General features: G+C 71.2%; 24 protein-coding genes and 1 pseudogene. 14 read left to right on the top strand and 11 right to left on the bottom strand.

Annotation, left to right across the window (positions count from 1 at the left end; genetic code table 11):
• Window positions 1–7 precede the first annotated feature (7 nt).
• Window positions 8–886 (bottom strand): DMT family transporter, encoded by an 879-nt coding sequence (locus ACWEPL_RS11455; RefSeq protein ID WP_452435974.1) that lies wholly within the window; start codon window positions 884–886, stop codon window positions 8–10.
• Between the two features lie 68 nt (window positions 887–954).
• Between ACWEPL_RS11455 and pdxR the strand changes: the two genes are divergently transcribed.
• Both pdxR and ACWEPL_RS11465 read left to right on the top strand, forming a co-directional pair.
• Entirely contained in the window at window positions 955–2,361 is a 1,407-nt protein-coding gene (pdxR, locus tag ACWEPL_RS11460) for a MocR-like pyridoxine biosynthesis transcription factor PdxR (protein ID WP_363970808.1), read from the top strand.
• A 49-nt stretch (window positions 2,362–2,410) separates the two neighbouring features.
• A complete protein-coding gene (locus tag ACWEPL_RS11465) occupies window positions 2,411–3,349 on the top strand; it encodes a Gfo/Idh/MocA family protein (protein WP_452435975.1) in 939 nt (312 codons plus the stop codon).
• A gap of 5 nt (window positions 3,350–3,354) precedes the next feature.
• On the opposite strand, the gene ACWEPL_RS11470 is transcribed toward ACWEPL_RS11465, so the two are convergent.
• The 3 genes from ACWEPL_RS11470 to ACWEPL_RS11480 are packed head-to-tail and all read right to left on the bottom strand — an operon-like array spanning window position 3,355 to window position 6,046.
• Window positions 3,355–4,527 (bottom strand): MFS transporter, encoded by a 1,173-nt coding sequence (locus ACWEPL_RS11470; RefSeq protein ID WP_452435976.1) that lies wholly within the window; start codon window positions 4,525–4,527, stop codon window positions 3,355–3,357.
• Window positions 4,528–4,566: 39 nt separating this feature from the next.
• Window positions 4,567–5,274: a DUF998 domain-containing protein gene (locus ACWEPL_RS11475; protein WP_363970814.1), complete on the bottom strand. Its 708-nt coding sequence runs from the start codon at window positions 5,272–5,274 to the stop codon at window positions 4,567–4,569.
• 52 nt (window positions 5,275–5,326) lie between these two features.
• Entirely contained in the window at window positions 5,327–6,046 is a 720-nt protein-coding gene (locus ACWEPL_RS11480; RefSeq protein WP_452435977.1) for an SDR family oxidoreductase, read from the bottom strand.
• 75 nt (window positions 6,047–6,121) lie between these two features.
• Here ACWEPL_RS11480 and ACWEPL_RS11485 point away from each other — a divergent pair, with 75 nt between their 5' ends.
• On the top strand, window positions 6,122–6,673 hold the full coding sequence (locus ACWEPL_RS11485) for a TetR/AcrR family transcriptional regulator (protein ID WP_363970818.1): 552 nt from the start codon (window positions 6,122–6,124) through the stop codon (window positions 6,671–6,673).
• Window positions 6,674–6,747: 74 nt separating this feature from the next.
• The gene (locus tag ACWEPL_RS11490) at window positions 6,748–7,398 is read left to right on the top strand and encodes a DUF1707 SHOCT-like domain-containing protein (RefSeq protein WP_350725641.1); all 651 of its coding nucleotides are present in this window, start codon (window positions 6,748–6,750) and stop codon (window positions 7,396–7,398) included.
• A gap of 4 nt (window positions 7,399–7,402) precedes the next feature.
• On the opposite strand, the gene glpX is transcribed toward ACWEPL_RS11490, so the two are convergent.
• Window positions 7,403–8,437: a class II fructose-bisphosphatase gene (glpX, locus tag ACWEPL_RS11495; protein WP_350725639.1), complete on the bottom strand. Its 1,035-nt coding sequence runs from the start codon at window positions 8,435–8,437 to the stop codon at window positions 7,403–7,405.
• A 240-nt stretch (window positions 8,438–8,677) separates the two neighbouring features.
• Here glpX and ACWEPL_RS11500 point away from each other — a divergent pair, with 240 nt between their 5' ends.
• From ACWEPL_RS11500 to ACWEPL_RS11510, 3 genes are read left to right on the top strand one after another with little or no spacing between them, the layout of a single operon-like run.
• Complete coding sequence (locus ACWEPL_RS11500) at window positions 8,678–9,286, top strand: TetR/AcrR family transcriptional regulator (protein WP_363970821.1); 609 nt, start codon at window positions 8,678–8,680, stop codon at window positions 9,284–9,286.
• 11 nt (window positions 9,287–9,297) lie between these two features.
• The gene (locus ACWEPL_RS11505) at window positions 9,298–9,825 is read left to right on the top strand and encodes a DUF4245 domain-containing protein (RefSeq protein ID WP_350725635.1); all 528 of its coding nucleotides are present in this window, start codon (window positions 9,298–9,300) and stop codon (window positions 9,823–9,825) included.
• Between the two features lie 20 nt (window positions 9,826–9,845).
• Window positions 9,846–10,115 carry an exodeoxyribonuclease VII small subunit gene (locus tag ACWEPL_RS11510; RefSeq protein WP_350725634.1) on the top strand — a complete coding sequence of 90 codons (270 nt, stop codon included), beginning with the start codon at window positions 9,846–9,848 and terminating at the stop codon, window positions 10,113–10,115.
• 14 nt (window positions 10,116–10,129) lie between these two features.
• Here the strand turns inward: ACWEPL_RS11510 and ACWEPL_RS11515 are convergent, their stop codons facing one another.
• Genes ACWEPL_RS11515 through ACWEPL_RS11530 form a run of 4 tightly spaced genes read right to left on the bottom strand, consistent with a single transcriptional unit; the run spans window position 10,130 to window position 13,482 of the window.
• A complete protein-coding gene (locus ACWEPL_RS11515) occupies window positions 10,130–10,726 on the bottom strand; it encodes an MBL fold metallo-hydrolase (protein ID WP_452435978.1) in 597 nt (198 codons plus the stop codon).
• 10 nt (window positions 10,727–10,736) lie between these two features.
• Window positions 10,737–11,093 (bottom strand): VOC family protein, encoded by a 357-nt coding sequence (locus tag ACWEPL_RS11520; RefSeq protein WP_350725630.1) that lies wholly within the window; start codon window positions 11,091–11,093, stop codon window positions 10,737–10,739.
• Between the two features lie 25 nt (window positions 11,094–11,118).
• Entirely contained in the window at window positions 11,119–12,342 is a 1,224-nt protein-coding gene (xseA, locus tag ACWEPL_RS11525) for an exodeoxyribonuclease VII large subunit (protein ID WP_452435979.1), read from the bottom strand.
• Window positions 12,343–12,369: 27 nt separating this feature from the next.
• Window positions 12,370–13,482, bottom strand: a complete 1,113-nt coding sequence (locus tag ACWEPL_RS11530) for a hypothetical protein (RefSeq protein WP_452435980.1) — start codon at window positions 13,480–13,482, stop codon at window positions 12,370–12,372.
• A 100-nt stretch (window positions 13,483–13,582) separates the two neighbouring features.
• On the opposite strand from ACWEPL_RS11530, the gene ACWEPL_RS11535 reads away from it, so the two are divergent.
• Window positions 13,583–14,548, top strand: a complete 966-nt coding sequence (locus ACWEPL_RS11535) for a 4-hydroxy-3-methylbut-2-enyl diphosphate reductase (protein ID WP_363970830.1) — start codon at window positions 13,583–13,585, stop codon at window positions 14,546–14,548.
• On the opposite strand, the gene ACWEPL_RS11540 is transcribed toward ACWEPL_RS11535, so the two are convergent.
• Entirely contained in the window at window positions 14,545–15,051 is a 507-nt protein-coding gene (locus ACWEPL_RS11540; RefSeq protein ID WP_350725623.1) for a DUF6542 domain-containing protein, read from the bottom strand. The two genes, ACWEPL_RS11535 and ACWEPL_RS11540, sit on opposite strands and share 4 nt — an antisense overlap.
• A 15-nt stretch (window positions 15,052–15,066) precedes the next feature.
• Complete coding sequence (gene rmuC / locus ACWEPL_RS11545) at window positions 15,067–16,323, bottom strand: DNA recombination protein RmuC (protein ID WP_397373922.1); 1,257 nt, start codon at window positions 16,321–16,323, stop codon at window positions 15,067–15,069.
• Between the two features lie 78 nt (window positions 16,324–16,401).
• On the opposite strand from rmuC, the gene ychF reads away from it, so the two are divergent.
• The 6 genes and pseudogenes from ychF to ACWEPL_RS11575 form a co-directional block, all read left to right on the top strand.
• Entirely contained in the window at window positions 16,402–17,478 is a 1,077-nt protein-coding gene (gene ychF / locus ACWEPL_RS11550; RefSeq protein ID WP_350725621.1) for a redox-regulated ATPase YchF, read from the top strand.
• Window positions 17,479–17,690: 212 nt separating this feature from the next.
• Complete coding sequence (locus ACWEPL_RS11555; RefSeq protein WP_350725620.1) at window positions 17,691–18,023, top strand: hypothetical protein; 333 nt, start codon at window positions 17,691–17,693, stop codon at window positions 18,021–18,023.
• Window positions 18,024–18,646: 623 nt separating this feature from the next.
• Window positions 18,647–19,366, top strand: coding sequence for a conjugal transfer protein (locus ACWEPL_RS11560; protein ID WP_246554195.1), 720 nt, complete (start codon window positions 18,647–18,649; stop codon window positions 19,364–19,366).
• 45 nt (window positions 19,367–19,411) lie between these two features.
• Complete coding sequence (locus ACWEPL_RS11565; RefSeq protein ID WP_185068535.1) at window positions 19,412–19,693, top strand: hypothetical protein; 282 nt, start codon at window positions 19,412–19,414, stop codon at window positions 19,691–19,693.
• 56 nt (window positions 19,694–19,749) lie between these two features.
• Window positions 19,750–23,130 carry a TcpE family conjugal transfer membrane protein gene (locus tag ACWEPL_RS11570; protein WP_452435981.1) on the top strand — a complete coding sequence of 1,127 codons (3,381 nt, stop codon included), beginning with the start codon at window positions 19,750–19,752 and terminating at the stop codon, window positions 23,128–23,130.
• 47 nt (window positions 23,131–23,177) lie between these two features.
• Window positions 23,178–23,551 (top strand): annotated as a pseudogene (locus ACWEPL_RS11575) (ATP-binding protein); the annotation flags it as partial.

Here is a 23,551-nt window from a genome sequence, read left to right on the forward strand (position 1 = left end):
CAAGAGATTACGCGCCTCCGGGAGATCCCACTTCGCTGACCGCCTGCGACCGTCCGGCGGTCAGGCCGACCAGGATGCCGGCGATCACCAGGCCCGCCCCCAGCAGGTCGTACGCGGTCGGCATCGCCACGCCGAGCACCGCCCCCGTCACGATCGCGCCGACCGGGATGAGCCCCGCGAAGAGCCCGGCCCGGCCGGGGCCCAGCTTGGGCAGCGAGCTGTACCAGAGGAAGAACGCCACCACGGTGACCACGGTCGCCAGGTACGCGAACCCGAGCGCCTCCGCCCACGTAGGCGGCCGGAACATCCCGGCGCCCTCGTGCGCCAGCCCGATCACGGCCAGCAGCGGCACGGCCAGCGCCGTCGAGTAGGCCGACACCCTGATCGCCCCCAGCCGCGGCAGCAGCGGAATGGCCAGCATGGAGAAGCACACCTCGCCCACGAGCGCCCCCAGCGCCCACAGCAGGCCGGTCAGGTTGCCGCTGCCGAGCCCCGTGGCCAGCGTCGCCCCGGCCACCACCACGCAGGCCCCGGCCAGCAGCCGCGGCGCGGGCCGCCCGCCGGCCAGCGCGAGGGCCAGCGGCACGGTGCCGAGCACGGTCCCGACCAGGGCTGGCCCGGCGGCGCTGGTCGACTCGATCACGCAGACGTTGAAGATGACCAGGCCGAACAGGGTGAGCCCGGCGAGGCAGAGCAGCTCGCGCGGCGTGAGGCGGACGAACCGCAGGCCGAGCGCTCGCGTTATGACAAGCAGGATGACCGACGCCACGAGATACCGAACGGCCTGTCCGCCGTATATGGGATAGCCGTTCACCAGTCCCGACACCCCGGCCAGCGTCCCGACGAGGAACATGGCCGAGGCCGCACCCACGATGCCGTTTCTCATGCGAAGGATGCTAGGGAGACAATGGTTCGCGTAAACAGTCCAATGTCCCGCCGGAAGACAGGACCAATATGGCTGACCTCCATATCCAGATAAATCGCGATAAGGGGGGAATCGCCGGGCAGATCGCCTCCGAGCTGCGCGACTCCATCAGGGGCGGCCGGCTGACGCCGGGCACCCGCCTGCCCGCGACCCGCGACCTCGCCACCGACCTCCAGGTCTCCAGGGGCGTGGTGGTGGAGGCGTACGAGCAGCTCGTCGCCGAGGGCTTCCTGGTCTCCCGGGTGGGCGTCGGCACCCAGGTCACCCCCAAGGCCGCACCCCGGGCCGCCCCGCGGCAGAAGACGCCTCCCCGGCCCAAGCCGGTGCGCCGCGCGTCGAGCGCCCCCGTGTGCGCGCCGTACTACGGTCATCGCCCCACCTCTCCCGACCTCAGCCACTTCCCCCGCGAGCGCTGGCTCGCCGCCGTCAGGCACGTCCTGACCACCGTACCCTCGGAAGCCTTCGATTACGGGGACCCTGGCGGGGTGCCTGAGCTGCGAGAAGAGCTGGCCGGCTATCTCCGGCGGGTCAGGGCTGCGGACGTGCGCCCCCAGAATCTCGTCATCGTCGGCGGCGTGGCGCAGGGCCTGAGCCTGGTGCTGCACGTGCTGAGCCGGCAGCGGCCGATCCGCCTCGCCGTCGAGGACCCGACGAGCCACCGCCAGGCCCCGCTGCTGCGGCGCGCGGGCGCGCACCTGGTGCCGGTGCCCGTGGACGAGGAAGGCCTGGATGTGCGGAAACTGAGCGGCGACGCCGTCCTCGTCACCCCGGCGCACCAATATCCGACCGGCGTGGTGCTCTCGCCGCCGCGCCGGGCCGCCCTCATGGAGTGGGCGTACGCGGGCAACCGGGTGATCCTGGAGGACGACTACGACGCCGAGTTCCGCTTCGACCGCGACCCCGTCGGCTGCCTCCAGGGCCTGGCCCCCGACCGGGTGGTCCTCTCGGGCAGCGTCAGCAAGGCCCTGGCGCCGGGGCTGCGGCTCGGCTGGGTGGCCGCGCCTCCCGACCTGGCGGAGGCCGTCCGCCGGGCGCGGGGCGAGCTGGACCTGGGCTCGCCGGTCGTCGAGCAGTACGCGCTGGCGCACTTCCTGCGTACCGGCGGCTACGACAAGCACCTGCGCAGGATGCGCCGCGAATACCGCCGCCGCAGGGACGCCCTGGTCAGGGCGCTGGCCGAGGAGCTGCCGGAGGTGCGGGTCAAGGGCATCGACGCGGGCCTGCACGTCTACCTGGAGCTGCCGGCCGGCTGGGACGAGCTGAGGGCCGCGCGCGTCGCGCAGGAGCTCGGCCTGTCCGCCGAGCCCGTGGGGCCGATGCGCGAGTCGGCGGGGCCCGCGGCCGTGGTGGTGGGGTTCGCGCGGCTGCCGGCGCACAAGGCGCTGGACGCCGTTCGGGGCTTGAAGGTCAGAATGTCAGGACAAAATGTTGACTGAGGCAGAAGGGCTCGCTTAGAAAGAAAGCCTGGTCCTGATTGGAGGCGTCATGCGTGTGGGACTGCTGGGTCTGGGCAGGATCGGAGCCTTTCACGCCGCGACCCTGGCCGCGCATCCGCTGGTGGACGAGCTGATCGTGGCCGATCCCGTGCGCACGTCGCCGTACGGCAGGCCGGGGGACCCGTTCGAGTCGGACGCCGTGGTCATCGCGACCCCGACCGGCACCCACGCCGAGCTCATCATCAAGGCGTGCGAGAAGGGCATCCCGGTCTTCTGCGAGAAGCCGGTCGCGGGCACCGTGGACGAGACCGTCAAGGTGCTGGAGGCGAGCGCGGGCAACCGGGTGCAGATCGGGTTCCAGCGCAGGTTCGACCCCGGTTACGCGGCGGCGGCGGTCGCGCTGCGCGCCGGTGAGCTGGGGGAGCTGCACCGCGTTCACCTCATCACCGCCGATCCCGCGCCGCCGCCCGCCGCGTACATCGCGACCTCCGGCGGCATCTTCCGCGACTGCCACATCCACGACTTCGACATCCTGCGCTGGGTGACCGGCCGCGAGGTGACCTCCGTGTACGCGACCGGGGCCAACCGCGGCGCCGCGTTCTTCGCGGAGGCGGGCGACGTGGACAACAGCGCCGCGCTGCTCACCCTGGATGACGGCACGCTGGCCACCCTGCAGGGCTCCCGCTACAACGGCGGCGGGTACGACGTGCGCATGGAGCTGGCCGGCACCAGGCGCACCCAGGCCGTCGGCCTGAGCCCGCGCGCCCCGCTGCACTCGGCCGAGGGCACGCCGAGCCCGCAAGATCCCTGGCCCGATTTCGTCACCCGTTTCGAGACGGCCTACCGCAACGAGATCGACGGCTTCCTGACCAGCGAGCAGAGCCTCTGCACGATCGAGGACGCCCTGGAGGCGCTGTACGTGGCCGAGGCCGCCGATCTGTCGCTCCGCGAGCGCCGTACCGTCGAGCTCGCCGAAGTGCGGCGCTGAAGCCCTCAGGCGGCGGAGGGGTTGGGGGTCTGGCGCCTGGGCTCGAAGCCCGGGGCGAGGGCGATGATGACGGCGGCCAGCACGAGCGGCGCGGCGAACGCCCACCGCAGGCCCGCCGCGTCCGCGATCCCGCCCACCAGGGCCGTGCCCACGACGAAGCCGATGTAGTTGAAGAGGTTCACCCGGGCGATGGCCACCCCGGTCCCGGCCGGGTCGAGCTTGCCCGCCGCCGAGAACGACTGCGGCGCCACCACCGACAGCCCCACCCCGGTCAGGCCGAACGCGACGATGGCCAGCGGCTGGGTCGGGGCCGCGACGACGCCGAGGAAGCCCAGGGTGGCGATCAGGCCGCCGATCCTGACGATGGCCGCGGGCCCGTACCGCCGGACCGCGAGGTCGCCGCCGAGCCGGACGGCCAGCGTGGTCGCCTGGTACGCGGCGTAGGCCAGCGGGACCACCTGCGGACCCGCCGAGAGCACGTTCTTCATGAACAGGGTGTTGAAGCTCGACACGGCGGAGTCGCCGATGTACAGGAACCCCATGGCCAGGCAGAGCGGGATGATCGGCCGCCAGGGGAATCCGCCCGCGGCGGCGTCGGCGGGGGCGTCCTCGACCTTCTCCTCCTCCGGCGAGCACAGACCGCGTCCGAACACGAGCGAGCCCGCCAGCGCGAACACCATCGGGACCGACATGATCACCGGGAGCGGCAGGGCGGCGGCCACCGACGCCCATCCCGCCGCGAGCATGCTGAACACGCTCCACAGGCAGTGGAAGCCGTTCAGGACCTGCACGCCGTACCTGCGCTCGACCGCCACGCCCTGCATGTTCATGCCCGCGTCCACCGCGCCCAACGCCACGCCGAACACCAGGAGCACCGGCACCAGCAGCGGCACGCTGGGCGCGAGCCCGACGAGCACCACGGCGAGCGCGACCACGGGCTGGGCGACGCGCAGGAGCAGCCTGCTGCCGAACCGGGCGGCGAACGTGCCCGCCGCCACGCTGCCGACCCCCGCGAACACGGGCACGATCAGCAGCAGGAGTGTCAGTGCGCCCTCGTCGAGGCCGTGCTTGGCCTGCAGGTTCGCGACCTGGACGAGCAGCGAGGCGAAGGACAGGCCCTGTACGGCATAGACGACGTACGTGGCGATGCGGGCCTGACGATCACGCGAGGACGGCACGACGGCCTCCTGATGGGGGGAATCAAACGTGAGGCTGGGTCAGGTTAGCGGCCCGCCACTCCGTTCCGCCAGCCCACAGACCCTGGCATTGACCTGCTTTTCGAGCAGGCGTCCGGTTTGCTCCGTCGTGTCCAGCCGCTTGGCGGCGGCCCAGACGCCGAGCGCGAGCAGGGCGCCCACCTCCGTGACGGCCATCCCGCGCTCCACCAGGCCGAGCGGCATGACGCGCCACCACGCCAGCCCGTTGCGCGCCCCGATGAACATGGCCGCCGCGATGCCCGCCACCCACAGCACCGAGCAGATCCCGAGCCCGAAGGCCACCAGCGTGGCCCGCGACCGCTCGCGGTGCCGCCAGGGCCTGGCGATGATCACCGCGGCCAGCGGCAGGCTGAGGAAGGCGACGAAGCTGCCCACCCGGTGGATGCTCCCGCTCAGGCTCGGGCCGACCGACCAGTCGTGCTTCTCGAACCACGCCGTCATGAACAGCCCCACGCTCCACCCCATGAGCGCGACGGTGCCGAAGACCCCCGCCAGCCGCTGGCGTGCCAGCGACACCCCGATGGCCGCCGATCCGACCGCCAGCAGCCCCACCGCCAGCCCGAAGATCCAGCCGTCGGGGCCGAGGCCGTGCTCGCTGATGGTCCGCCTGATCGGGTTCATCTCGTCGAGGCTGGTCAGCTCCAGGCCCAGGATGACCACTATGCCCGCGCCCGCCACACCGAGACCCCATCGCGCCGGTTGATGCACGCACACACCTCCCTTTTGCCGGGATCAACGGCGTGGAAGGGCTTGGGATTCCTCAGGCCTTGAGCCGCGCCCCTCCGTCGACGGTCAGGACGATGCCGGTCGTGTACGCGTTGCGCACCACGTACTCGATCGTGGCCGCCACGTCCTCGGGCCGGCCCACGCGCCGGACCGGCAGGCTCTCGGCGGCGCCCTCCATGAACGCGGCCCGCGCCCCGTCGCCGATCTCCGACCACCAGTCGGTGTCGATCACGCCGGGGGAGACCGCGTTCACCCTGATGGGGGCCAGCTCGACGGCCAGGCCGGGCACCGCGGCCTCGATCGCCCCGTTCACCGCCGCCAGCGTGGCGATGCCGGGCAGGGCCGCGCCGGCTGAGGCCGCGGTCACGAAGGTGATCGAGCCCTCCGGGTTCAGCACGCCCAGCGCGGCCTGCGCGGTCAGCAGATGGGGAACCAGCTTGTTCCGCACCGCCTCGGTCAGCCCGTCGCCGGTCAGCGAGCTCAGCGGGCCCGCGCCGCCGCGGCCCGTCACGGTGACGATCAGGTGGTCGACGTTGCCCAGCCCCTCGAACAGCGCCCGCATCGCCCCGGTGTCGCGCGCGTCCACGACCTGCCCACTCACAGGGCCCCGCGCCTGGTCGCCGAGCTGCTTCAACGCCGAACGCAGACGCTCCTCCGAGCGGCCCGTGACGACCACCTCGGCGCCGCCCGCGGCCAGCCGGGCCGCCGCCGCCAGACCGATGCCGGACGTGCCGCCGACGATCACTACTCGCATCTTCGTCGTCCTCTCATTACGAGACATCTTGCCTCGAATATAAAACGAGGCACCGTGTCTTGTAAAGTGGGCGCCATGGTTGGCAGACCACGCAGCGAAGCGGCCAGGAAGGCGATCCTCCGGGCGGCCCTCGACCTGTGCGCCCGCGACGGATACCAGAACGTGACCATGAAGGGCATCGCCCAGATCGCGGGCAGCGGCAGGCAGACCGTCTACCGCTGGTGGCAGACCAGGGCGCAGGTCCTGCTGGAGGCCCTGACCGACGTCCTGGCCGAGGAGGTGCAGGGGCTGCCGGACACCGGGGACGCGCGGGCCGACCTGGTGACGTTCCTGGAGCAGACGTTCGCGCTGGCGCGGGGGGTCGCGGGGCAGGTCGTCGTGGGGCTGATGGCCGACGCCCAGTCCGACGCGGAGCTGGCCGCCGAGCTGCGGGCGAAGCTCATCGATCCCCGCCGCGCCGCCCTGCGCGCGGTCCTGGCGCGCGGCGCCGTGCCGGATGACGTGGACCTGGAACTGGCCGTCGATCTCGTCTTCGGCGCGATGTGGTACCGGCTGCTCAACCGCCACGCCGAAGTGAATCAGGAACTGGCCGAGGAAATCGCCGGACTTCTGGCGCGCATCAACTGATTCTTGCGACTTACGGAGTGCATCTGCTGATTTGGCACGAGCGATCATCGCGAGCGCCGGTTATCGTCGGATGTGTGAACGAACGCGCGCAATCGTGGCTGCCGAAACTGCAGGAAGTCGGAGAGCGGCTGGCCGAGGAGTGGGTGTCGGCCCGGCGGCCGCACGCGGCGAGCGACGCGCCGCAGCCCCACGAGCTCCGCGCGTCCGACGCCGATCGCGAACGCATCGCCCAGGTGCTGCAGGACGCGCATGCCGATGGCCGGATCACCCTCGACGAGCTCGAGGAACGGCTCGGCGTGCTCTACTCCGCGCGCACGCTGGGCGAGCTGGCCGCGCTCACCGAGGACCTGCTGCCCGCCGACCAGCAGCCGCTCAATCTGGACGGCCGCCCCGTGTCGGCCATCTTCAAGCAGGAGCAGCGCGGCGGGCGCTGGGTCGTGCCCGCCGAGCTGGACGTGACGGCCATGTTCGGCACCACCAAGCTGGACTTCCGCGACGCGATCCTGCAGAACCGCCAGATCATCATCAACGCCACCCTCGTCTTCGGCGGGCTGGAGATCCACGTGCCGGAGGGGCTCGAGGTGATCAGGGTCGCCAAGGGCAAGTCCGTACGGCTGACCAAGCAGCCGACCGAGCCCGGCGCGCCCGTCGTCGAGGTGCGCACCACGAACTTCGCGGGAGACGTGAAGGTCAAGGAGCCACCCCGCCGCAAGCGCCGCCGCTGAGCCCTCAGCCGGCCGTGTAGAAGTTGATCGCGCTGTACGCGCGCAGCTTCCAGAGCTGGTGCTCGCTCTCGATCTTGCGGATGGTGCCCGACCGGCCGCGCATCACCAGCGACTCCGTCACCGCCGCGCCGGCGCGGAACCGTACGCCCTGCATGAGCTCACCGTGCGTGATGCCGGTCGCCGCGAAGAACACGTCGTCGGACCTGACCAGGTCGTTCGTCGTGAGCACCTGGTCGAGGTCGTGCCCGGCGTTCACGGCCTTGGAGCGCTCGGCGTCGTCGCGCGGCCAGAGCTTGCCCTGGATCACGCCGCCCAGGCACTTGAGCGCGCACGCGGCCACGATGCCCTCGGGCGTGCCGCCGATGCCCAGCAGCAGGTCGATGCCGGTGCCCCCGCGGGCCGCCATGATCGCGCCGGCCACGTCGCCGTCCGTGATGAACTTGATCCGCGCGCCCGCCTCGCGGATCTCCTTGACCAGCCCCTCGTGCCTGGGCCGGTCCAGCACGACCACGGTCACGTCGGAGGGCGAGCAGTGCTTGGCCCTGGCGACCGCGTTGATGTTCGCGGAGACGGGGGCCTCGATGTCGACCACGTCGGCCGCCTCGGGGCCCGTGACCAGCTTCTCCATGTAGAACACGGCCGACGGGTCGTACATGGAGCCGCGCTCGCTCACCGCGATCACCGACACCGCGTCCGGCATGCCCAAAGCCGTCAGCCGGGTGCCGTCGATGGGGTCCACGGCCACGTCGCAGTCGGGGCCGCTGCCGTCGCCCACCTGCTCGCCGTTGAACAGCATCGGGGCGTGGTCCTTCTCCCCCTCGCCGATGACCACCACGCCGTTCATAGAAACCGTGTTGATCAGCTGGCGCATGGCGTTCACCGCCGCGCCGTCGGCGCCGTTCTTGTCGCCCCGGCCGACCCACCGGGCCGCCGCCATCGCGGCCGCCTCCGTGACGCGCACCAGTTCCAACGCCAGGTTGCGATCGGGGGCGTGCTCGCCCGTGGCGAGCGCGGGCGGTACGGATGTCTGATCGGACATGATGGGCAGCCTCCTAAGGGGAATCTACGTCGATCGTAGTTGTCCCCCTCTTCCCGCCCAGAGGCGGATAATCTGCCCATCTCCTGCCCGAGATGACCGCTTCCTCGCAGCAGGGACGGGTCGGGGGTGACATCGGTAAGCTTCGACAGGGTTGCCCTGCCATCACGGAGAACGGATTTTGCGCCATACGCTGTGCGCGCCAAAGATCTTGCCTCCACCATGGAGCCTGGAGGAGATCGCATGAGCGAAGTGGAAAACGTGGCCGCCCAGCCGCGGACGTCCGAGCGCGGCGCCGCCACCCGCAGCTCGCTGCTCGCCGCCGCGAGGGAGGTCTTCGTCTCCAACGGGTTCGCCGAGGCGGGCGTGACCGACGTGGTGGCCAGGGCCGATGCCAGCGTGGGCAGCCTCTACCACCACTTCTCCGGCAAGGCCGACCTCTACCTGACGCTGTTCGAGGAGTTCCAGGCCAGGCAGACCCAGCGGACGAAGCAGGCCGCCCGCTCGGCCCGCGCCGCCGGCGAGAGCGACCCGATGCGCGTGTTCATCAGCGCCGCCCGCGCCTACCTCGACGGGTGCCTGGAGGAGCGGGAGCTGGCCGACCTGTTCCTGCGCGGCGACGGGCCGCCCGGCTTCGACGTGGTCATGCGCGACCGGCTGCGCAAGTGGGCGCAGCTCAACGCGGCGCTGTTCGAGGACGAGAGCGCGCTGGTCGTCGTCGTCACGGGCGCTCTGGCCGCGGCCGTGTCCGAGGTCGTCCGCACGGGTGATCGCGGCCTGGCCGAGGAGGTGCTGGCGATCATCGGCCAGATCCACCCGGCCACGTCGGCGACCGCCTCCTCCAGCGGGTAACCTCGCCAAGTGTGCGGTTCACCCAGGGTTTCTACGGTTACGCGGTAGCGCTGTTCGTCTGCCTCGCGGCGGTCGGGCTGTTCCTGCTGGTCGCCCCGCAGAGCCGGGAGCAGCACATACCGCGGCTCGAATACTCGATCACCGTCGCCAACTTCGGCCACTCGGTGCCGTACGGCGTGTGGGCGCCGCAGAAGGACCCGGCGGGCTGGATCCCCAACAGCAACAAGATCGCCAAGGGTGAGAACGGCGCCCAGGTCCTCTTCCTCGGCTACGCCACCGCCAAGCGCGAGCACGCGATGTTCACGCAGAGCAACGAGCAGCCGGCGGCCGGGTTCGCCAGCCGTATGGCCAACTCCGACAAGGCCGTCGGCACGCAGCAGGTGGACGGGGTGCAGTGGGAGCAGCGCTTCCGCGAGGACAAGAAGCAGCGCTCGCTCGTCCGCGTGCTGCCGGAGGTGACGCTCGTGATCTCCGGCACCGCCGACTGGCCGGAGCTCGCCGAACTCGCCTCCGTCCTGCAGCAGCGCCCCAAGGGCTGACAGGGCCGCCTGGTCTGCGGATGTCGGTCGCCCCGTCTAGGGTGGTGGTCGTGGCAGGAGACGAGAAGGCACCCTCATACGAGCAGGCCCGCGAGGAGCTGACCGAGGTGGTGCGCCGGCTGGAGACCGGCGGGCTCACCCTGGAGCAGTCCATCGAGCTGTGGGAGCGCGGCGAGAAGCTGGCTGCGGTCTGCGAGGAGTGGCTCCAGGGGGCCAGGGTCAAGCTCGCCGCCGCCATGGCGCGCCGCTCCGAGCCCTCGGGGGGCAACTCCGACGACGCCCCCTTCTGAGGCCCCTGGAGGGGTCAGGCGGTCTCGCGGGGGGCCAGCCAGCGGTAGCCGTGGTCGGTCGTCCTCGCCAGCCAGGCGTTCGTGGTGCTCAGCCCGCGATCGTTGAGCTGCGCGTCGTGGATCCCGTACGCCCGCCGTGGCCCCACCGCCCGTACGAAGTCGATCGCCTCGACGGTCTTCAGCCACGACCCCTGCAGCGGCACCAGCAGCGTCTCCACCGGCTCGTCCGGCACGTGCACCGAGTCGCCCGGGTGATAGAGCACGCCGTCGACCAGATAGCCGAGGTTCGGGCAGTCCGGCTCGCCCCTGTAGATCAGCGCGTGCCGCCCGCCGTGCGCGCGCACCCGGAAGCCCGCCGCCGAGAACTCCTCACCCGCGCTCACCGGCGTGTACGGCAGCCCGTCCAGCCCCGCCCCCGCCGGCGCGAACACCGGGACCCCGGCCCCGAGCAGCCGCAGCACGTCCACGTGATCGCTGTGTTCGTGGGTGACGAGCACAGCGTCGGCCCCGTCCAGCGCGGACGGCTCGCTCCAGATCCCCGGGTCGATGACCAGCACGCGGCCGTCGAGTTCCACCCTTACGCAGGCATGCGTGAACTTTGTTAGCTTCACACCCCCCACGCTAGGTCATCAGGCAGAGCAGGTTCCCCTCGGAGTCCCTGAACGCGGCCATCCGGATCTCCCGGCCCCGTGCGCCGAACGTGCCGTCGTCGGTGAAGATCAGATGCGGCTCCTCGACCATCGCCACGCCGTGCGAACGCAGCCGGGCCACGTCCGCCTCCAGGTCTTCGGAGGCCAGGTAGAGCACCGTGGAGGGCGCGCCTTGCTCGATCAGCAGGCGGACGCCGTCGAGGTCGAAGAAGGCCAGGCCGGGCGGCCGGTAGGTGGCGATGTGCCGCAGGCCCAGCACGTCGCGGTAGAAGGCGGTGGCCCTGTCGAGGTCATCGGCGTGCTGGGCGACCTGCACGAGTCCTCTCATGTGCCGAACGTAGACCCCGGATCGCTCACGCGTCCCCGGTTTCGTCCGGCTCCTCCGCGCGTACGGTCAGGCGGTCGTCGCTCAGGCGGATCGTCAGCAGCGAGCCGGGGGAGACGTCCTTGGCCAGGCGTACGACCTCGCCCGACGGGTGCTGGACGATGGCGTACCCGCGCTCCAGCGTGGCCGCGGGGGACAGCGTGATCAGGCGGGCCCGCAGGTGGGTCAGGTCGTCGGAGGCCCGGTCGAGCGAGCCGGACAGCGAGCGCCTGGTCCGGTCGCGCAGCGAGTCGACCTGCTCGGCCCGGCGTTCCAGCTCGCGCACCGGGTCGGCCAGCGAGGGGCGCGAGCGCACCGACGTCAGCCAGGACATCTCGCGGTCGAGCCAGCCGCTCACCACCCTGCGGCCCCGGTCGCGGAGCTGGCGCACCATCGAGAGCTGCTCGCCGACGTCGGGCACGACCTTCTTGGCCGCGTCGGTCGGGGTGGACGCGCGCACGTCGGCCACCAGGTCGAGCAGCGGGCTGTCCTGCTCGTGGCCGATCGCGCTCACCACGGGGGTGCGGCAGGCGGCCACCGAGCGTACGAGCGTCTCGTCGGAGAACGGCAGGAGGTCCTCCAGAGAGCCGCCGCCGCGGGCGATGACGATCACGTCGACCGAGGAGTCGGCGTCGAGCTTGCGCAGCGCCTCGGTCACCTCGCCCACCGCGTAGGGCCCCTGGACGGCCACCTCCTCGACCTTGAACCGCACGGCCGGCCAGCGCCTGCGGGAGTTTTCCAGCACGTCGCGCTCGGCTGCGGAGTCGCGGCCGCAGATGAGCCCGATCGTGCCGGGCAGGAACGGCAGCCGCCGCTTCCTGTCGGCGTTGAACAGCCCCTCGGTGGCCAGCAGCTGCCTGAGCCGCTCCAGCCGGGCCAGCAGCTCGCCCACGCCGACCGGGCGGATCTCCAGCGCGGTGAAGGCGAACGAGCCCCTGTTGACCCAGAAGTCGGGCTTGACCTGCATCACGACCCTGGCGCCGTCGGCCGGCCTCGGTACGGCGGCCTCGTAGACCCCGCGCGGGGTGGTGACCTTGGCCGACACGTTGGCGACCGGGTCGCGCAGGGTCATGAACACCGTGCCGCCACGAGCGCTCAGGTCGGTGATCTGGCCCTCGACCCAGACCATGCCGAGTCTGCCGATCCAACCGCCCACCATCTGCAGGACCGTACGGATCGGCAGGGGAGACTCGGGTGAGGTCTTCTCGCTCATGCCGGAAGACTACGGGGTCGGTACGACCTACTCTCCGGCCTGCAGCTTCGCCAGGCGGTTCTCGAACATCTTGATCACCTCGGGCCGGGACTTCGTGGCCTTCTCGAAGGTGAGGAAGTCGCTGATCTGCTCGGCGGTCTTGCCGCGCATCCTGGCACGCAGGGACGCGACGGTGAGCTCGGAGTAGCCGGGCAGCGGCTCGGCCAGGTCCACGGGGGCGGCGGCGACCGGCTCGGGCGCGGCGGCGGGCTCGGGGGCGCGGGCGGGCTCCGGCGCGGCCGCGGGCTCCGGGGGCACGGTCGCCTCGGGGGCCGCGGCGGGCTTCTTGGTGGTCCTGCGGGTGCGCTTCGGCTTGGCCGCGACGGCCTCCTCCGCGACAGCCTCCACCTTGGCGGCCTCGTCCTTGACGACCTCTTCCTTGACGGCTTCCTCCGCGACGGCCTTGTCCGCGACGGCCTCCGCGACGGCGGCCTTCGGCTCGGCGACCGCGGCGGGCTCCTCCACGACGGCGGCCTTGGGCTCGATCTCCTCCGCGACCGCCGCCTTCGGCTCGGCCTCCACAGCGGCGGCCTTCGGCTCGGCGACCTCGGCGGGCTCGTCCGTGACGGTGGCCTTGGGCTCGGGCTCGGCGGGCTTCTCCGCGACGGCGGGCTCGGCGGCCTTCGAGGTCGCGGCGGGCTCCTCCGTGACCACGGGCTTGGGCGTCTCAGCCGCGGCGGGCTTGGGCTCGGCGGCCGGGGCGGCGGTCTCGGGGTTGGCGGTGGCCGCCGACTCGGACTTGCCCGCCGGAGCGAAGATGACGGGGTCGGGCTTGGTCTTGGCGACACCGTTGGGCTCGGCGGCGCTGGGCCGCGGCGCGAAGATCACCGGCTCCTTGCGGGCCGGCTTCTCCTCCTCCGCGGCCGGAGCCGCGGCCACCTGCTCGGCGGCGGAGGGGCGCGAGTCGTTCGACTCCTCTTCCTCCTTGTTGCCAAGGCCCTTGATGGAGTTCTTCACCCGGTCGACGACCAGCAGGGCCTGCCCGGCCGCGCTGAGTGTGGTCTGGATGAACAGGAGCGGAAGGTCCTTGGCCTTCTCCTTCAGCTCGTCCTTGTTGGTGACGGTCTTGGCGATGTTGCGTATCACGTCGCTGAGGGACATGACGTCTCCCTGGGAGGTCAGTAATGGACGGCCAGTTTGGCAAACCGCGGGCAACCACGCACGCGCAGGCCTGATGGCCGCTCCACGTAGCATAGAAAGTATGGAGCCGCAGACCCCCACTTCCCGCCGAGTACTCGTAGCCAAGCCACGCGGCTACTGTGCCGGAGTCGATCGAGCCGTGGTAGCGGTCGAGAAGGCTTTGGAGCAGTACGGTGCGCCGATCTACGTACGCAAGCAGATCGTTCACAACACCCACGTCGTCAAGACTCTGGAGGCCAGGGGCGCCATCTTCGTCGACGAGACCGAGGAGGTGCCTGAGGGCGAGATCGTGGTGTTCTCGGCCCACGGGGTGTCCCCGGCGGTGCACGACGAGGCGCGCCGGCGCAGCCTGCGCACCATCGACGCCACCTGCCCGCTGGTCACCAAGGTGCACAACGAGGCCAGGCGGTTCGCGACCCAGGACTACGACATCCTCCTGATCGGGCACGAGGGTCACGAGGAGGTCGAGGGCACCTCCGGTGAGGCCCCCGACCACATCCAGCTCGTGGACGGGCTCGACGCGGTCGACAAAGTGCAGGTCAAGGATCCGAGCAAGCTGGTCTGGCTGTCGCAGACCACGCTGTCGGTCGACGAGACCACCGAGACGGTCACCCGGCTCAAGGAGCGCTTCCCGACGCTGATCGACCCGCCGAGCGACGACATCTGCTACGCCACGCAAAACCGGCAGGTCGCGGTCAAGGAGATCGCCGCCGAGGCGCAGCTGGTCATCGTGGTCGGCTCGGAAAACTCCTCCAACTCCAAGCGCCTGGTCGAGGTGGCCAAGGACTACGGGGCCGAGGCTTCTTACCTCGTCGACAACGCCACCTTCATCCGCGACGAGTGGCTCGAGGGCGTCACCACGGTCGGCGTGACCAGCGGCGCGTCCGTTCCGGAGGAGCTGGTCGACGAGGTGCTGGAGCGGCTGGCCAAGCATGGGTTCGACGACGTGACCCAGGTCGAGTCGGTGCAGGAGAGCATGCGCTTCGCCCTGCCCCACGAGCTGCGCAAGGATCTGCGGGTCTCCTAGTCGTCCCCGCGCGGCGTCCCGTAGACCTTGGGCTCGAAGTAGCCCTCCGGCTCGGGCACGAACGGCTGGCGCGGGCGCGGCATCTCCGCGCCCGCCTTCAGCTCCTCCCGCAGCTCGCGTACGTTGTCGCGGAGCCCGCGCCGCCACGCGACGCCCAGCACGACGGCCGAGCCCGCGAACAGCCACGGTGCGCCCTGCGTCAGCGACGTGTAGAGCCCCAGCGCCAGCGACTGCACGATGGACACCGAGCCGAACGCGCGCCCCAGCTCGACGAAGAGCGTGGCGCAGAAGAACACCAGCGGCGGCGTCACCACCAGCGACAGCAGCTCGCGCCGGTTGACCAGGAGCACGCCCAGCAGGCTCGACAGCACGAAGGTCGCGCCCACGACGTACTGGATGTCGAGCAGGGTCGCCAGCACGTATCCCGCCAAGGTGGCGACCAGGGCGAGCGCGATGGCGCCGCGAGCGGTCAGCCTGACCGCGGAACGCCTCTTCTCACCCAATGCCCCACCCCCGATTTATTGCGACCCGTTGGCCAACTTACCGTTCGAGTGGGAAAGCAGAGGCGAGGTTTCCAGCAGTTCGGGGGATGCCAGGGGTCTGGGCAGGCCTTCGAGCATCTCAGGAGAGTCGAGATCGCCGTCCACGACGCCCAGATCGTGCAGCTTGCGCGCGGTGACCAGGACGCGGCTTTCGAGCGATCCGACCGACTTGTTGTACGCCTCCACGGCCCGCGTCAGCGCCCTGCCGAGCGAGTCGACGTTCCTGCCGAGGGACGAGAGCCGTTCGTACAGCTCCTTGCCCAGCTCGAACACCGCCCGCGCGTTCTCGCTCAGCGCGGCCTGCTGCCAGGCGTAGTGCGCGGTGCGCAGCATCGTGATCAGCGTCGTCGGCGTGGCGATGTGGACCCGCCGCGTCATCGCGTATTCCAGCAGCCCGGGATCGCGCTCCAGCGCCGGGGCCAGGAACGCCTCGCCCGGGATGAACAGCACCACGAACTCCGGCGACGGGTTGAACCCCTGCCAGTAGGACTTGGCCGCCAGCCGGTCGATGTGCTCGCGGACGTGCCGGGCGTGAGCGTCGAGCCGGACCGTGGCGAGGCTCTCGTCGGACGCCTCCGCGGCCTCCAGATAGGCCGCCAGCGAGACTTTGGAGTCGACCACGATGTTCTTGCCGCCGGCGAGCCTGACGACCATGTCGGGGCGCATGGGGCCCTCGGTGACCTGCTCGTCGAAGTCGCAGTGGTGCTGCATGCCGGCGATCTCGGCGACCCTGCGCAGCTGGAGCTCGCCCCACCTGCCCCGCGCCTCGGGCCGCTGCAGGGCCCTGACCAGGGCCGTGGTCTGGGAGCGCAGCTGCTCGTTGCTCTGCCGTACGAACTCCATCTGCTTGGCCAGCTCGGCGCGCGCCGCGCGCTGGCCGGACTCGGTGTCGCGCAGCTGCGACTCGACGCGGGCGAGCGCGTCCTTCAGCGGCTCCACCAGGTGCTCGACGGCCTGCTTGCGCTGGTCCAGATCGCCCGTGGCCTCGGCGCGGCTGGCGGCCAGCCTGGTCTCGGCCAGCTCGAGGAAGCGGATGTTGTTGACGTCGAGGGCGCGCGTGGACAGGGCCTGGAAGCGCTCGGCGAGCTGCTCCTCGACGTAGACCAGCTTGTCGGCGGCCGACTTGGCCCGCGCGTCCGCCTCGGCCACCCGCACCGCGGCCCGCGTCCTGGCCACCAGGAACCCGATGACGAGCCCGGCGGCCAGACCTACGAGAAGCGAGACGACATCCACTTGATCGATGATGCAGGACTCCGGCGCGCCGATCCGCCCCGACACGCTCGTTACGCTCAGCACGTAAACTTAGGCTCCGTGAGTCTCTCAATCGGTATCGTCGGGTTGCCCAACGTCGGCAAGTCCACGCTCTTCAACGCGCTGACGAAGTCCGGCAACGCGCTCGCCGCGAACTACCCGTTCGCCACCATCGAGCCCAACGTGGGCATCGTGGGCGTGCCCGACGACCGGCTGCCCAAGCTGGCCGAGATCTTCAGCTCGGCCCGCATCCTGCCCGCCAAGGTCGAGTTCGTCGACGTCGCGGGCCTGGTCAAGGGGGCCTCGGAGGGGCAGGGCAGGGGCAACCAGTTCCTCGCCAACATCCGCGACACCGACGCGATCTGCCAGGTGGTCCGCGTCTTCAGCGACCCCGACGTCACGCACGTGGACGGCGACATCTCGCCCAAGCGCGACATCGAGACCATCAACACCGAGCTGATCATGGCCGACCTGCAGACGGTCGAGAAGGCCATCCCGCGCCTGCAGAAGGAGGCGCGCAACAACAAGGACAAGAAGTCCGCGCTGGAGGCCGCCGAGGCCGCGCTGAGCGTGCTGGAGACCGGCAAGACCATCTTCGAGAGCGGTCTCGACCGCGAGGAGCTGCGCGAGCTCCACCTGCTGACGGCCAAGCCGTTCCTGTACGTGTTCAACCTCGACGCCGACGAGCTGGGCGACTCCGCGCTCCGGGAGCAGCTGGCGACGCTGGTCGCGCCCGCCGAGGCGGTCTTCATGGACGCCAAGATCGAGTCGGAGCTGGTCGAGCTCGACGAGGAGGAGGCGCTGGAGCTCCTCCAGTCGGTCGGCCAGGAGGAGTCGGGGCTGCGGCAGCTCGCCAGGGTCGGCTTCGACACGCTCGGCCTGCAGACGTACCTCACGGCCGGGCCGAAGGAGACCAGGGCCTGGACGATCCCCAAGGGCGCCACCGCGCCCGAGGCGGCCGGCGTGATCCACACCGACTTCCAGCGCGGCTTCATCAAGGCCGAGGTCGTCTCCTTCGACGACCTGGTCGAGGTCGGCTCCATCGCCAACGCCCGCGCGGCGGGCAAGGCCCGCGTCGAGGGCAAGGAATACATCATGCGCGACGGCGACGTGGTGGAGTTCCGCTTCAACGTCTGAGCACGGCTCTGGCCGGGGTGTCCCGTGGGAAATCACGGAAAGCCGCCGTTCGTTACGGTACGTTACCGATGGTGACGGCGGCGATGCCCCCTCAGACGTCTCATCCCGGGAATCGGTAGGACGTCTGATCCCGGGACAACTGATGCGTCAACCACTTTGGGCCCCCGCGCGTCGAATCGTCACGGCGTTCACGCTGACTCGGGAGGCCCTCAATGATCCGCCGCATCATCCGGAAACGACGTCCCACGCCCACTCTGGCCGGCATCAGCCTTGAGGAGGAGCTCGCCCTGATCAGGGTCGAGCTCATGTACGGCCTGCGCGTCAACCGCGAGGCGTACCTCCGCAGGAAGGTCGACGAGCGCAACGAGATGGCGACGCGGATGCGCGAGCGGGACGCCGCCGAGATGCTGGCGGACCTGCGCGGCTCCCTGGAGCGGGCGGTGCAGCCGACGGTCGTGTCCCTGGACCGGTCGGCCCAGCAGACGGTCGTGGACCTGCACAGCAGGCGTCAGCCGCGCCCCACCCAGGATCCGGAGCCCGCCTGACGGCCCTGACTCCGCTCCGCGATCCATACCGAATCCGCCTGGCGAGAGTCCATGCCCGGTAGGACAGGAATCCGTGGCTGTCGCGCTATGCCAATTTAGGTATCTGGGCTGGTCAAAAGCTGTTTCCACCGGGAAGTCTCAGGAATCGGCAATGAGGCCTGCCCGCCGACCCGGTTTGCCGTCAGGACGGTCATGCCGCAGCATGGGCGTGGCTTTCCTGGAACAATGGCGGAGACCGGATAGGGTGACTACTTCACCGCGGATGATGGGGATCGGCAACGGACGACACCGCGCCAGCCGGGGGGATCGGCGCGAGCGGAGGCGTGATGGCTCGTAGGTCTACCGTCCAGCACGATCCTCGGATCGCTGGCGACCCCGAGCTTTCCGCGCGCCTTGACACGGCTGACTTCGACGCGCCGCCGCCTCGCAGGCCGCGGCGCGGCGGCTGGTCGGGCGGAGGCGGGCGGTGGCTCGTATGGACCGGCCGTGTCATTCTCTGGGCAGTTATCGTGGTTGTCGTCGTGAATGGGGTTCGTGCCCCATTTGAGCGATTTACCCAACAAACGAGCGCGACGCCCAATAGCGTCGCGCCTGCTCACCATGGTTTTCCGGCCGACCGGGGCATGGCTTTCGCCGCCCAGTTCGCCGGGGTCTATCTCAATTTCAGCCCGGACGACGCCGCGAGCAGGTCGCGCAAGCTGGGCGCTTTCCTGGCCGAGGGCATGGATCCGCAAATGGGCTGGGACGGTTACGGCAAGTTCGCGGCCGTCGCCATCCAGCCGTACGACATCGAGGCGAGCGACGCCCACAACGCCCTGGTCAGCGTGGCCTTCCAGTCAGGCCCGCGCAGGTTGATGCTGTCGGTCCCGCTCTACTACTCGGGCGACGAGGCCGGCGGCAGGTTCGCCGTGGTCGGCCGTCCCGCGGTGCTGCCCGCCCCGGGCCCGGCCGACGTGCCGCAGGTCGCCGCGCCGGAGACCGACGAGGCCACCGCGAGCGAGCTCAAAGAGCAACTGAAGGGTTTCTTCACCGACTACGCCTCCGGCGACGCGGCCGGGCTGCAGCGTTACGTCGCCGCGGGCCGGACGCTGCCGAGCTTCGGCGGCACGTTCACGTTCAGGGAGCTGAAGAAGGTCGTGGTGCCTGTGGGGGGTGCCACCCGAGAGATCCAGGCGGTCGTGGTGTGGGTCGTGCCGAACAGCGAGACACCCGCCACCCCCGACGCCACCGATCCCGCGGCTGTGGGCGGCACGCTGGAGATGGCCTACCGGCTGACCGTCGAGAAGCAGGGCGACAAGTGGTTCGTCGCCGACATTCGCGGCGCCGGCCGGGTCGTTGGATAGAGGCACGGCCACGCCGCTCATCGGTACCCCCCGGGAGGACAAGAAGTGACCCTGAAGACCGTTCTGCTCCACCTGATCGAACTGACGCCGACGCCCCCGGCGACCGGCCCGGACACCGGAGGGCTCGCCAACTTCCTGCGCGGGTTCTTCGCCCCGCTGTTCCTCGTCGTCGTCTCGGTGGTCGCGCTCTTCTTCCTCTTCACCCGCGAGATCACACGTTTCGTGCAGTTCTTGATACTGGCTGTGGCCATCGGCGTGATCTTCTACGTTCCCAACATCATCGAGGTGACGGCGAAGGCGATCGCGGGCGCTCTGGGCATCAAGTAAAGGGTTGAGACCGCTCCGCGGCGGTCATGTACGAGCGGGTGGAGAGGAGGACCGGCGTGGACCTGCCCACATATACGAACATCTGGCGGATCGAGAAGCGGCTCTACAAGCTGTACGACCTACGGCTGCCGATGCCGCTGCCGATCGTCTGGATCGGCGTTTTCGTCGGGGTGTTCGTTCCGTGGTCGCTCCTGCTGGTCCTGGTGGGCGTGCCGGTGGAGATGCCGTGGCACGTGCTGTACCTCGTGCCGCCCGGGATCGTGACGTGGTTGTCCACCCGTCCCGTCATCGAGGGCAAGCGGCTCACCGAGCTCCTCGAGTCCCAGCTCCGCTACCTGGGCCAGCCGAAGGCGTGGTACCGCCTCGCGCCCATGTCGGAGCCCGAGACGATCACGTTCTCCGGCCGCGTCTGGCGCACCACCCCGGCGCGGGCCAAGTCGAAGGCGCCCCGCAAGGCCCGCCAGCCGCAGCGGCGGCGCGAGGGCCAGCGGATCGCCGGTCCGCGCCAGGTCCGCCCGGCCGTCGCGGCCGCTGCCGCCGCCGCTTCCCAGGCTCCCGTGGCGGAGCCGACCACCGGCCGCTGGGGCACCCGCCGCGGCACCGCGCCCGCCCTCAAGGCCCGGGTACGCGAGACGGCCCCGCCTTCGGCACCGAGGTCCGGGGTCGGTGCGTTGCGGCGCGAGGAGGCCCTTCCAGGCGGCCCTGGACGCCGCCAGGACGCCCTGCCGCCCGGCGGTCATGAGAGCTCCGAGCCTCCCACCCGGGAATTCGTGGACGCGCGGGATGCCGCGACTCGGGATCGCGGGGACGCCAGGGACGCTGCGGCTTGGGATCGTGGGGACGCGCGGGATGCCGCCGGCCGTGAACGCAGAGGGCGGGGAGAGGCCACCGCCGCTCTGGCCGACGTCGGGGCCCAGGAGCCCGCTGTCGAGACGCGGGGCCGCGAAGCCGCCGCCGGGGTCCGGGGCCAGGAGGCCGCGGGCCGGAACGGGGACGTTCAGGGGCTCGGCTCCGGATCGCCCGGCGAGTCGCGTGCCGACCGCGAGGCGGCCGGGGCGGTCAGCGAGACGGAGACCCACAAGCCTGCCGCGGGGAAGCCCATCGACACCGAGGCGCTGCGGCGGCTGCGCCGGCTCGCGGCGAGCGCCGACGCCCCCGCCGAACTTTCGGGTCCTGCGGAGGGCGGGCGGCGGGACCAGGAGCGGGACGAGGAACGACGCGAGGAAGTCCGCGGGGAGGGTCGCGAGGAACGACGCGAGGAAGTCCGCGGGGAGGGTCGCGGGGAACGGCGCGAGGAAGGACGTGGGGAAGGCCGCGAGGAAAGGCGCGAGGACGAGGTCGCGCGGGACCAGCACCGGAAGGGGCAGCCGCCGCGGCTGGGCCCGTCGCTGGTGCTGTCCGGCCCGCAGCGCGTCTGGCCGCCGCTCAACCCCGACGCCAAGCCGTTGCCCCGCCCCGCCGCCACCAGGCCCGGCACAGAGTCCCCCGACACCACATCCACCGCCCCGCCCCAGCAGGACACGGCACCGATCACAAGGGCCGACACGCCAGGTGCACCGAGCGATGAGCCCAGCACCACGGCCGACGCGCAGGGTGCGCCGAGCGCGACGGCCGGAACTTCGGGTCCGAGCACGACGGCCGACGCTCCGGGTGCGCCGAGCACGACGGCTGACGTGCCCGACGCATCGGGCGACATGCAGGGCGCGGTCGGTGACGCGCCGGACGCGGGCGTGCCGCAGCAGGTGGCCGAGGTCACGGATGCGCGCGGTGGCGTGGACGCGTCGGCTACGGCGGATGACGGGCTGAAGGGCGACGCACCGAAGAACGGCGACGCACGGGAGAAGGCCGACGACGTTACGGCCGGCGATGCTGCCGAGATGCGCGACGGCGTAAGTGCGCCGAGTGCGCGGGTCGCGGCGCCGAAGGGCGATACGCCGCAGCCGGTCGCTGAGGCCGCCGAAGTGCCCGGCGCCGCCGATACGCAGGCGCCCGATGTGCAGGCGCCCGATGCGCAGGAGCCGGGTGCGGCCGATGAGCGGCCCGAGCGGTCCACGGCTGACCGGCCCGAGCGGTCGACGGTGCGGCGACTCGCGGCGAAGGGCGATGCGCCCGGCTCAGGCGTGCCCGGCACGCGTGGCGACCGAGGTGCGGCGATCCCTGGCACACGTGGCGACCGGAGCGGGTCCTTCCCCGGCACGCGTGGCGACCGGGGTGCGGGAGTGCCCGACGCGCGCGGTCCGGCGGCCGGTGATCGGCGGGTGGCGGCGAGCGCCGAGGACGGTCGGGTTGCGGCGGCGAATGCCGGTGACTCCCGGGGTGCGGCGGCGAAGGCCGGAGATGGCCGGGGTGCGGCGGCGAAGGCCGGAGATGGCCGGGGTGCGGCGAGTGCCGGTGACGGTCGGGGTGTCGGGGCGTCGCAGGAGCGTGGGGGCGAGTTCGTCGCTCCCGTGCCCGTCCCCCGCCCAGGTGAAGGCCGGGTGCGGCGGGTCGAGTCCGTGGTGGGGCGGGACTCCGGCGGGTGGCGGAGGATCGCGCAGGTGGTCGTCGGCGGAGGCGGGGTCAGGACCGACGGGTCCGAGATCGACGAGGCCAGGGCCAGGGGCGTGTTCGGCGGCAGCCGCAGGATCGTGGTCCTGGGCTGCACCGGCGGCGCCGGTCAGAGCACGACGGCGCTCATGCTGGGCCACACCTTCGCCAGATACCGCGATGACAGGGTAGTGGCCGTCGACGCCAACACCGGCGGCGGCACCCTGACGAGCAAGATCCAGCCGGAGACGCCCGAAACTCTCACCTCGCTGCTGTCCGGGCTCGACCGCGTCAGCGGGTATCTCACCATGCGTGGGTACACCACGAGGACCGCCTCGGGGCTCGAGGTGATCAGCGCGGACAGCGACGCGGGCGCCGAGCAGCGGCTGGCGGACCGGTCGTTCTTCTCCGACCATCGGTTGGGCGAGTCCATGCGCCTTCTGGACCGCCACTACAAGCTCGCCGTCATCGACCCGGCCGCCGCGCTGGCGGCCAGGCTCCTGCCGTACGCGGACCAGCTCGTCCTGGTGGTCCCCGCGAGCGAGGAGGCGTCGGAGGCGGTGGCGATGACGTACGAGTGGCTCGACGGGCACGGCTGCGCGGAGCTGCGCAGGCGTGCGGTCATGGTGGTCAACGGCGTGAGCAGGCGTTCGATGGCCGACGTCGAGCAGGCGGAGTCGGTGGCCAGGGGCAGGTGCCGGGCCATCGTCAGGGTCCCCTGGGAGGACGGTCTGGCGCCCGAGGGCGCGGAGGTCGTCGACCCGGGGCAGTTGCGCACGGCCGGCAAACGGGCCTATCTCGCCCTCGCCGGCGTCGTGATCGCGGGCTTCGCGGCACAGGCACAGACCGTCCGACCGAGCGAAGAGGAGTTGGCGAGTGACCCCCCGGGCACGAGAATCGGTGAGCGATAAGTGAACAAGCGAGCAGGTCTGGCCCGTTCATGCGCCGAGGGGGCGGCATGAGCAGGGCGGCACGAGCGCACCAGCGCCTGGCGGTCCGGTATTTCGACGACCGCATCCTGCTCACGGACACCTCCGCATGGGCGTACTTCCGCCTTCCGACGGTCAGCTACGAGTTCGTCACACCCGACGAACGCGAGGCCCTGGCCACCAACATCACGATCGCGCTGGCCGCGATCAGGATGCCCGACGCCGAGGTCCACCTGAGGGTCGCGCACCGCACGTACCCCGCCGCCGAGTGGGCCATGGCGCTCAACGCCACCTCCGACGAGGGGCCCGGCTGGCGCGACTACCTGGAGGAGATGTACCGGCACGTCTGGGCGAAGGACTTCTGGTCCAAGGAGGTCTTCCTCGGCGTGCGGCTCGGCCCGCG

The organism is Nonomuraea sp. NPDC004186 (assembly GCF_053603495.1).

What these genes read in the sequence shown, in the direction of transcription:
- ACWEPL_RS11455 (WP_452435974.1), bottom strand. Translation starts at nt 886, where the DNA reads ATGAGAAACGGCATCGTGGGTGCGGCCTCGGCCATGTTCCTCGTCGGG.
- pdxR (WP_363970808.1), top strand. Translation starts at nt 955, where the DNA reads ATGGCTGACCTCCATATCCAGATAAATCGCGATAAGGGGGGAATCGCC.
- ACWEPL_RS11465 (WP_452435975.1), top strand. Translation starts at nt 2,411, where the DNA reads ATGCGTGTGGGACTGCTGGGTCTGGGCAGGATCGGAGCCTTTCACGCC.
- ACWEPL_RS11480 (WP_452435977.1), bottom strand. Translation starts at nt 6,046, where the DNA reads ATGCGAGTAGTGATCGTCGGCGGCACGTCCGGCATCGGTCTGGCGGCG.
- ACWEPL_RS11485 (WP_363970818.1), top strand. Translation starts at nt 6,122, where the DNA reads ATGGTTGGCAGACCACGCAGCGAAGCGGCCAGGAAGGCGATCCTCCGG.
- glpX (WP_350725639.1), bottom strand. Translation starts at nt 8,437, where the DNA reads ATGTCCGATCAGACATCCGTACCGCCCGCGCTCGCCACGGGCGAGCAC.
- ACWEPL_RS11500 (WP_363970821.1), top strand. Translation starts at nt 8,678, where the DNA reads ATGAGCGAAGTGGAAAACGTGGCCGCCCAGCCGCGGACGTCCGAGCGC.
- ACWEPL_RS11510 (WP_350725634.1), top strand. Translation starts at nt 9,846, where the DNA reads ATGTCGGTCGCCCCGTCTAGGGTGGTGGTCGTGGCAGGAGACGAGAAG.
- ACWEPL_RS11520 (WP_350725630.1), bottom strand. Translation starts at nt 11,093, where the DNA reads ATGAGAGGACTCGTGCAGGTCGCCCAGCACGCCGATGACCTCGACAGG.
- xseA (WP_452435979.1), bottom strand. Translation starts at nt 12,342, where the DNA reads ATGAGCGAGAAGACCTCACCCGAGTCTCCCCTGCCGATCCGTACGGTC.
- ACWEPL_RS11530 (WP_452435980.1), bottom strand. Translation starts at nt 13,482, where the DNA reads ATGTCCCTCAGCGACGTGATACGCAACATCGCCAAGACCGTCACCAAC.
- ACWEPL_RS11535 (WP_363970830.1), top strand. Translation starts at nt 13,583, where the DNA reads ATGGAGCCGCAGACCCCCACTTCCCGCCGAGTACTCGTAGCCAAGCCA.
- ACWEPL_RS11555 (WP_350725620.1), top strand. Translation starts at nt 17,691, where the DNA reads ATGATCCGCCGCATCATCCGGAAACGACGTCCCACGCCCACTCTGGCC.
- ACWEPL_RS11560 (WP_246554195.1), top strand. Translation starts at nt 18,647, where the DNA reads ATGGCTTTCGCCGCCCAGTTCGCCGGGGTCTATCTCAATTTCAGCCCG.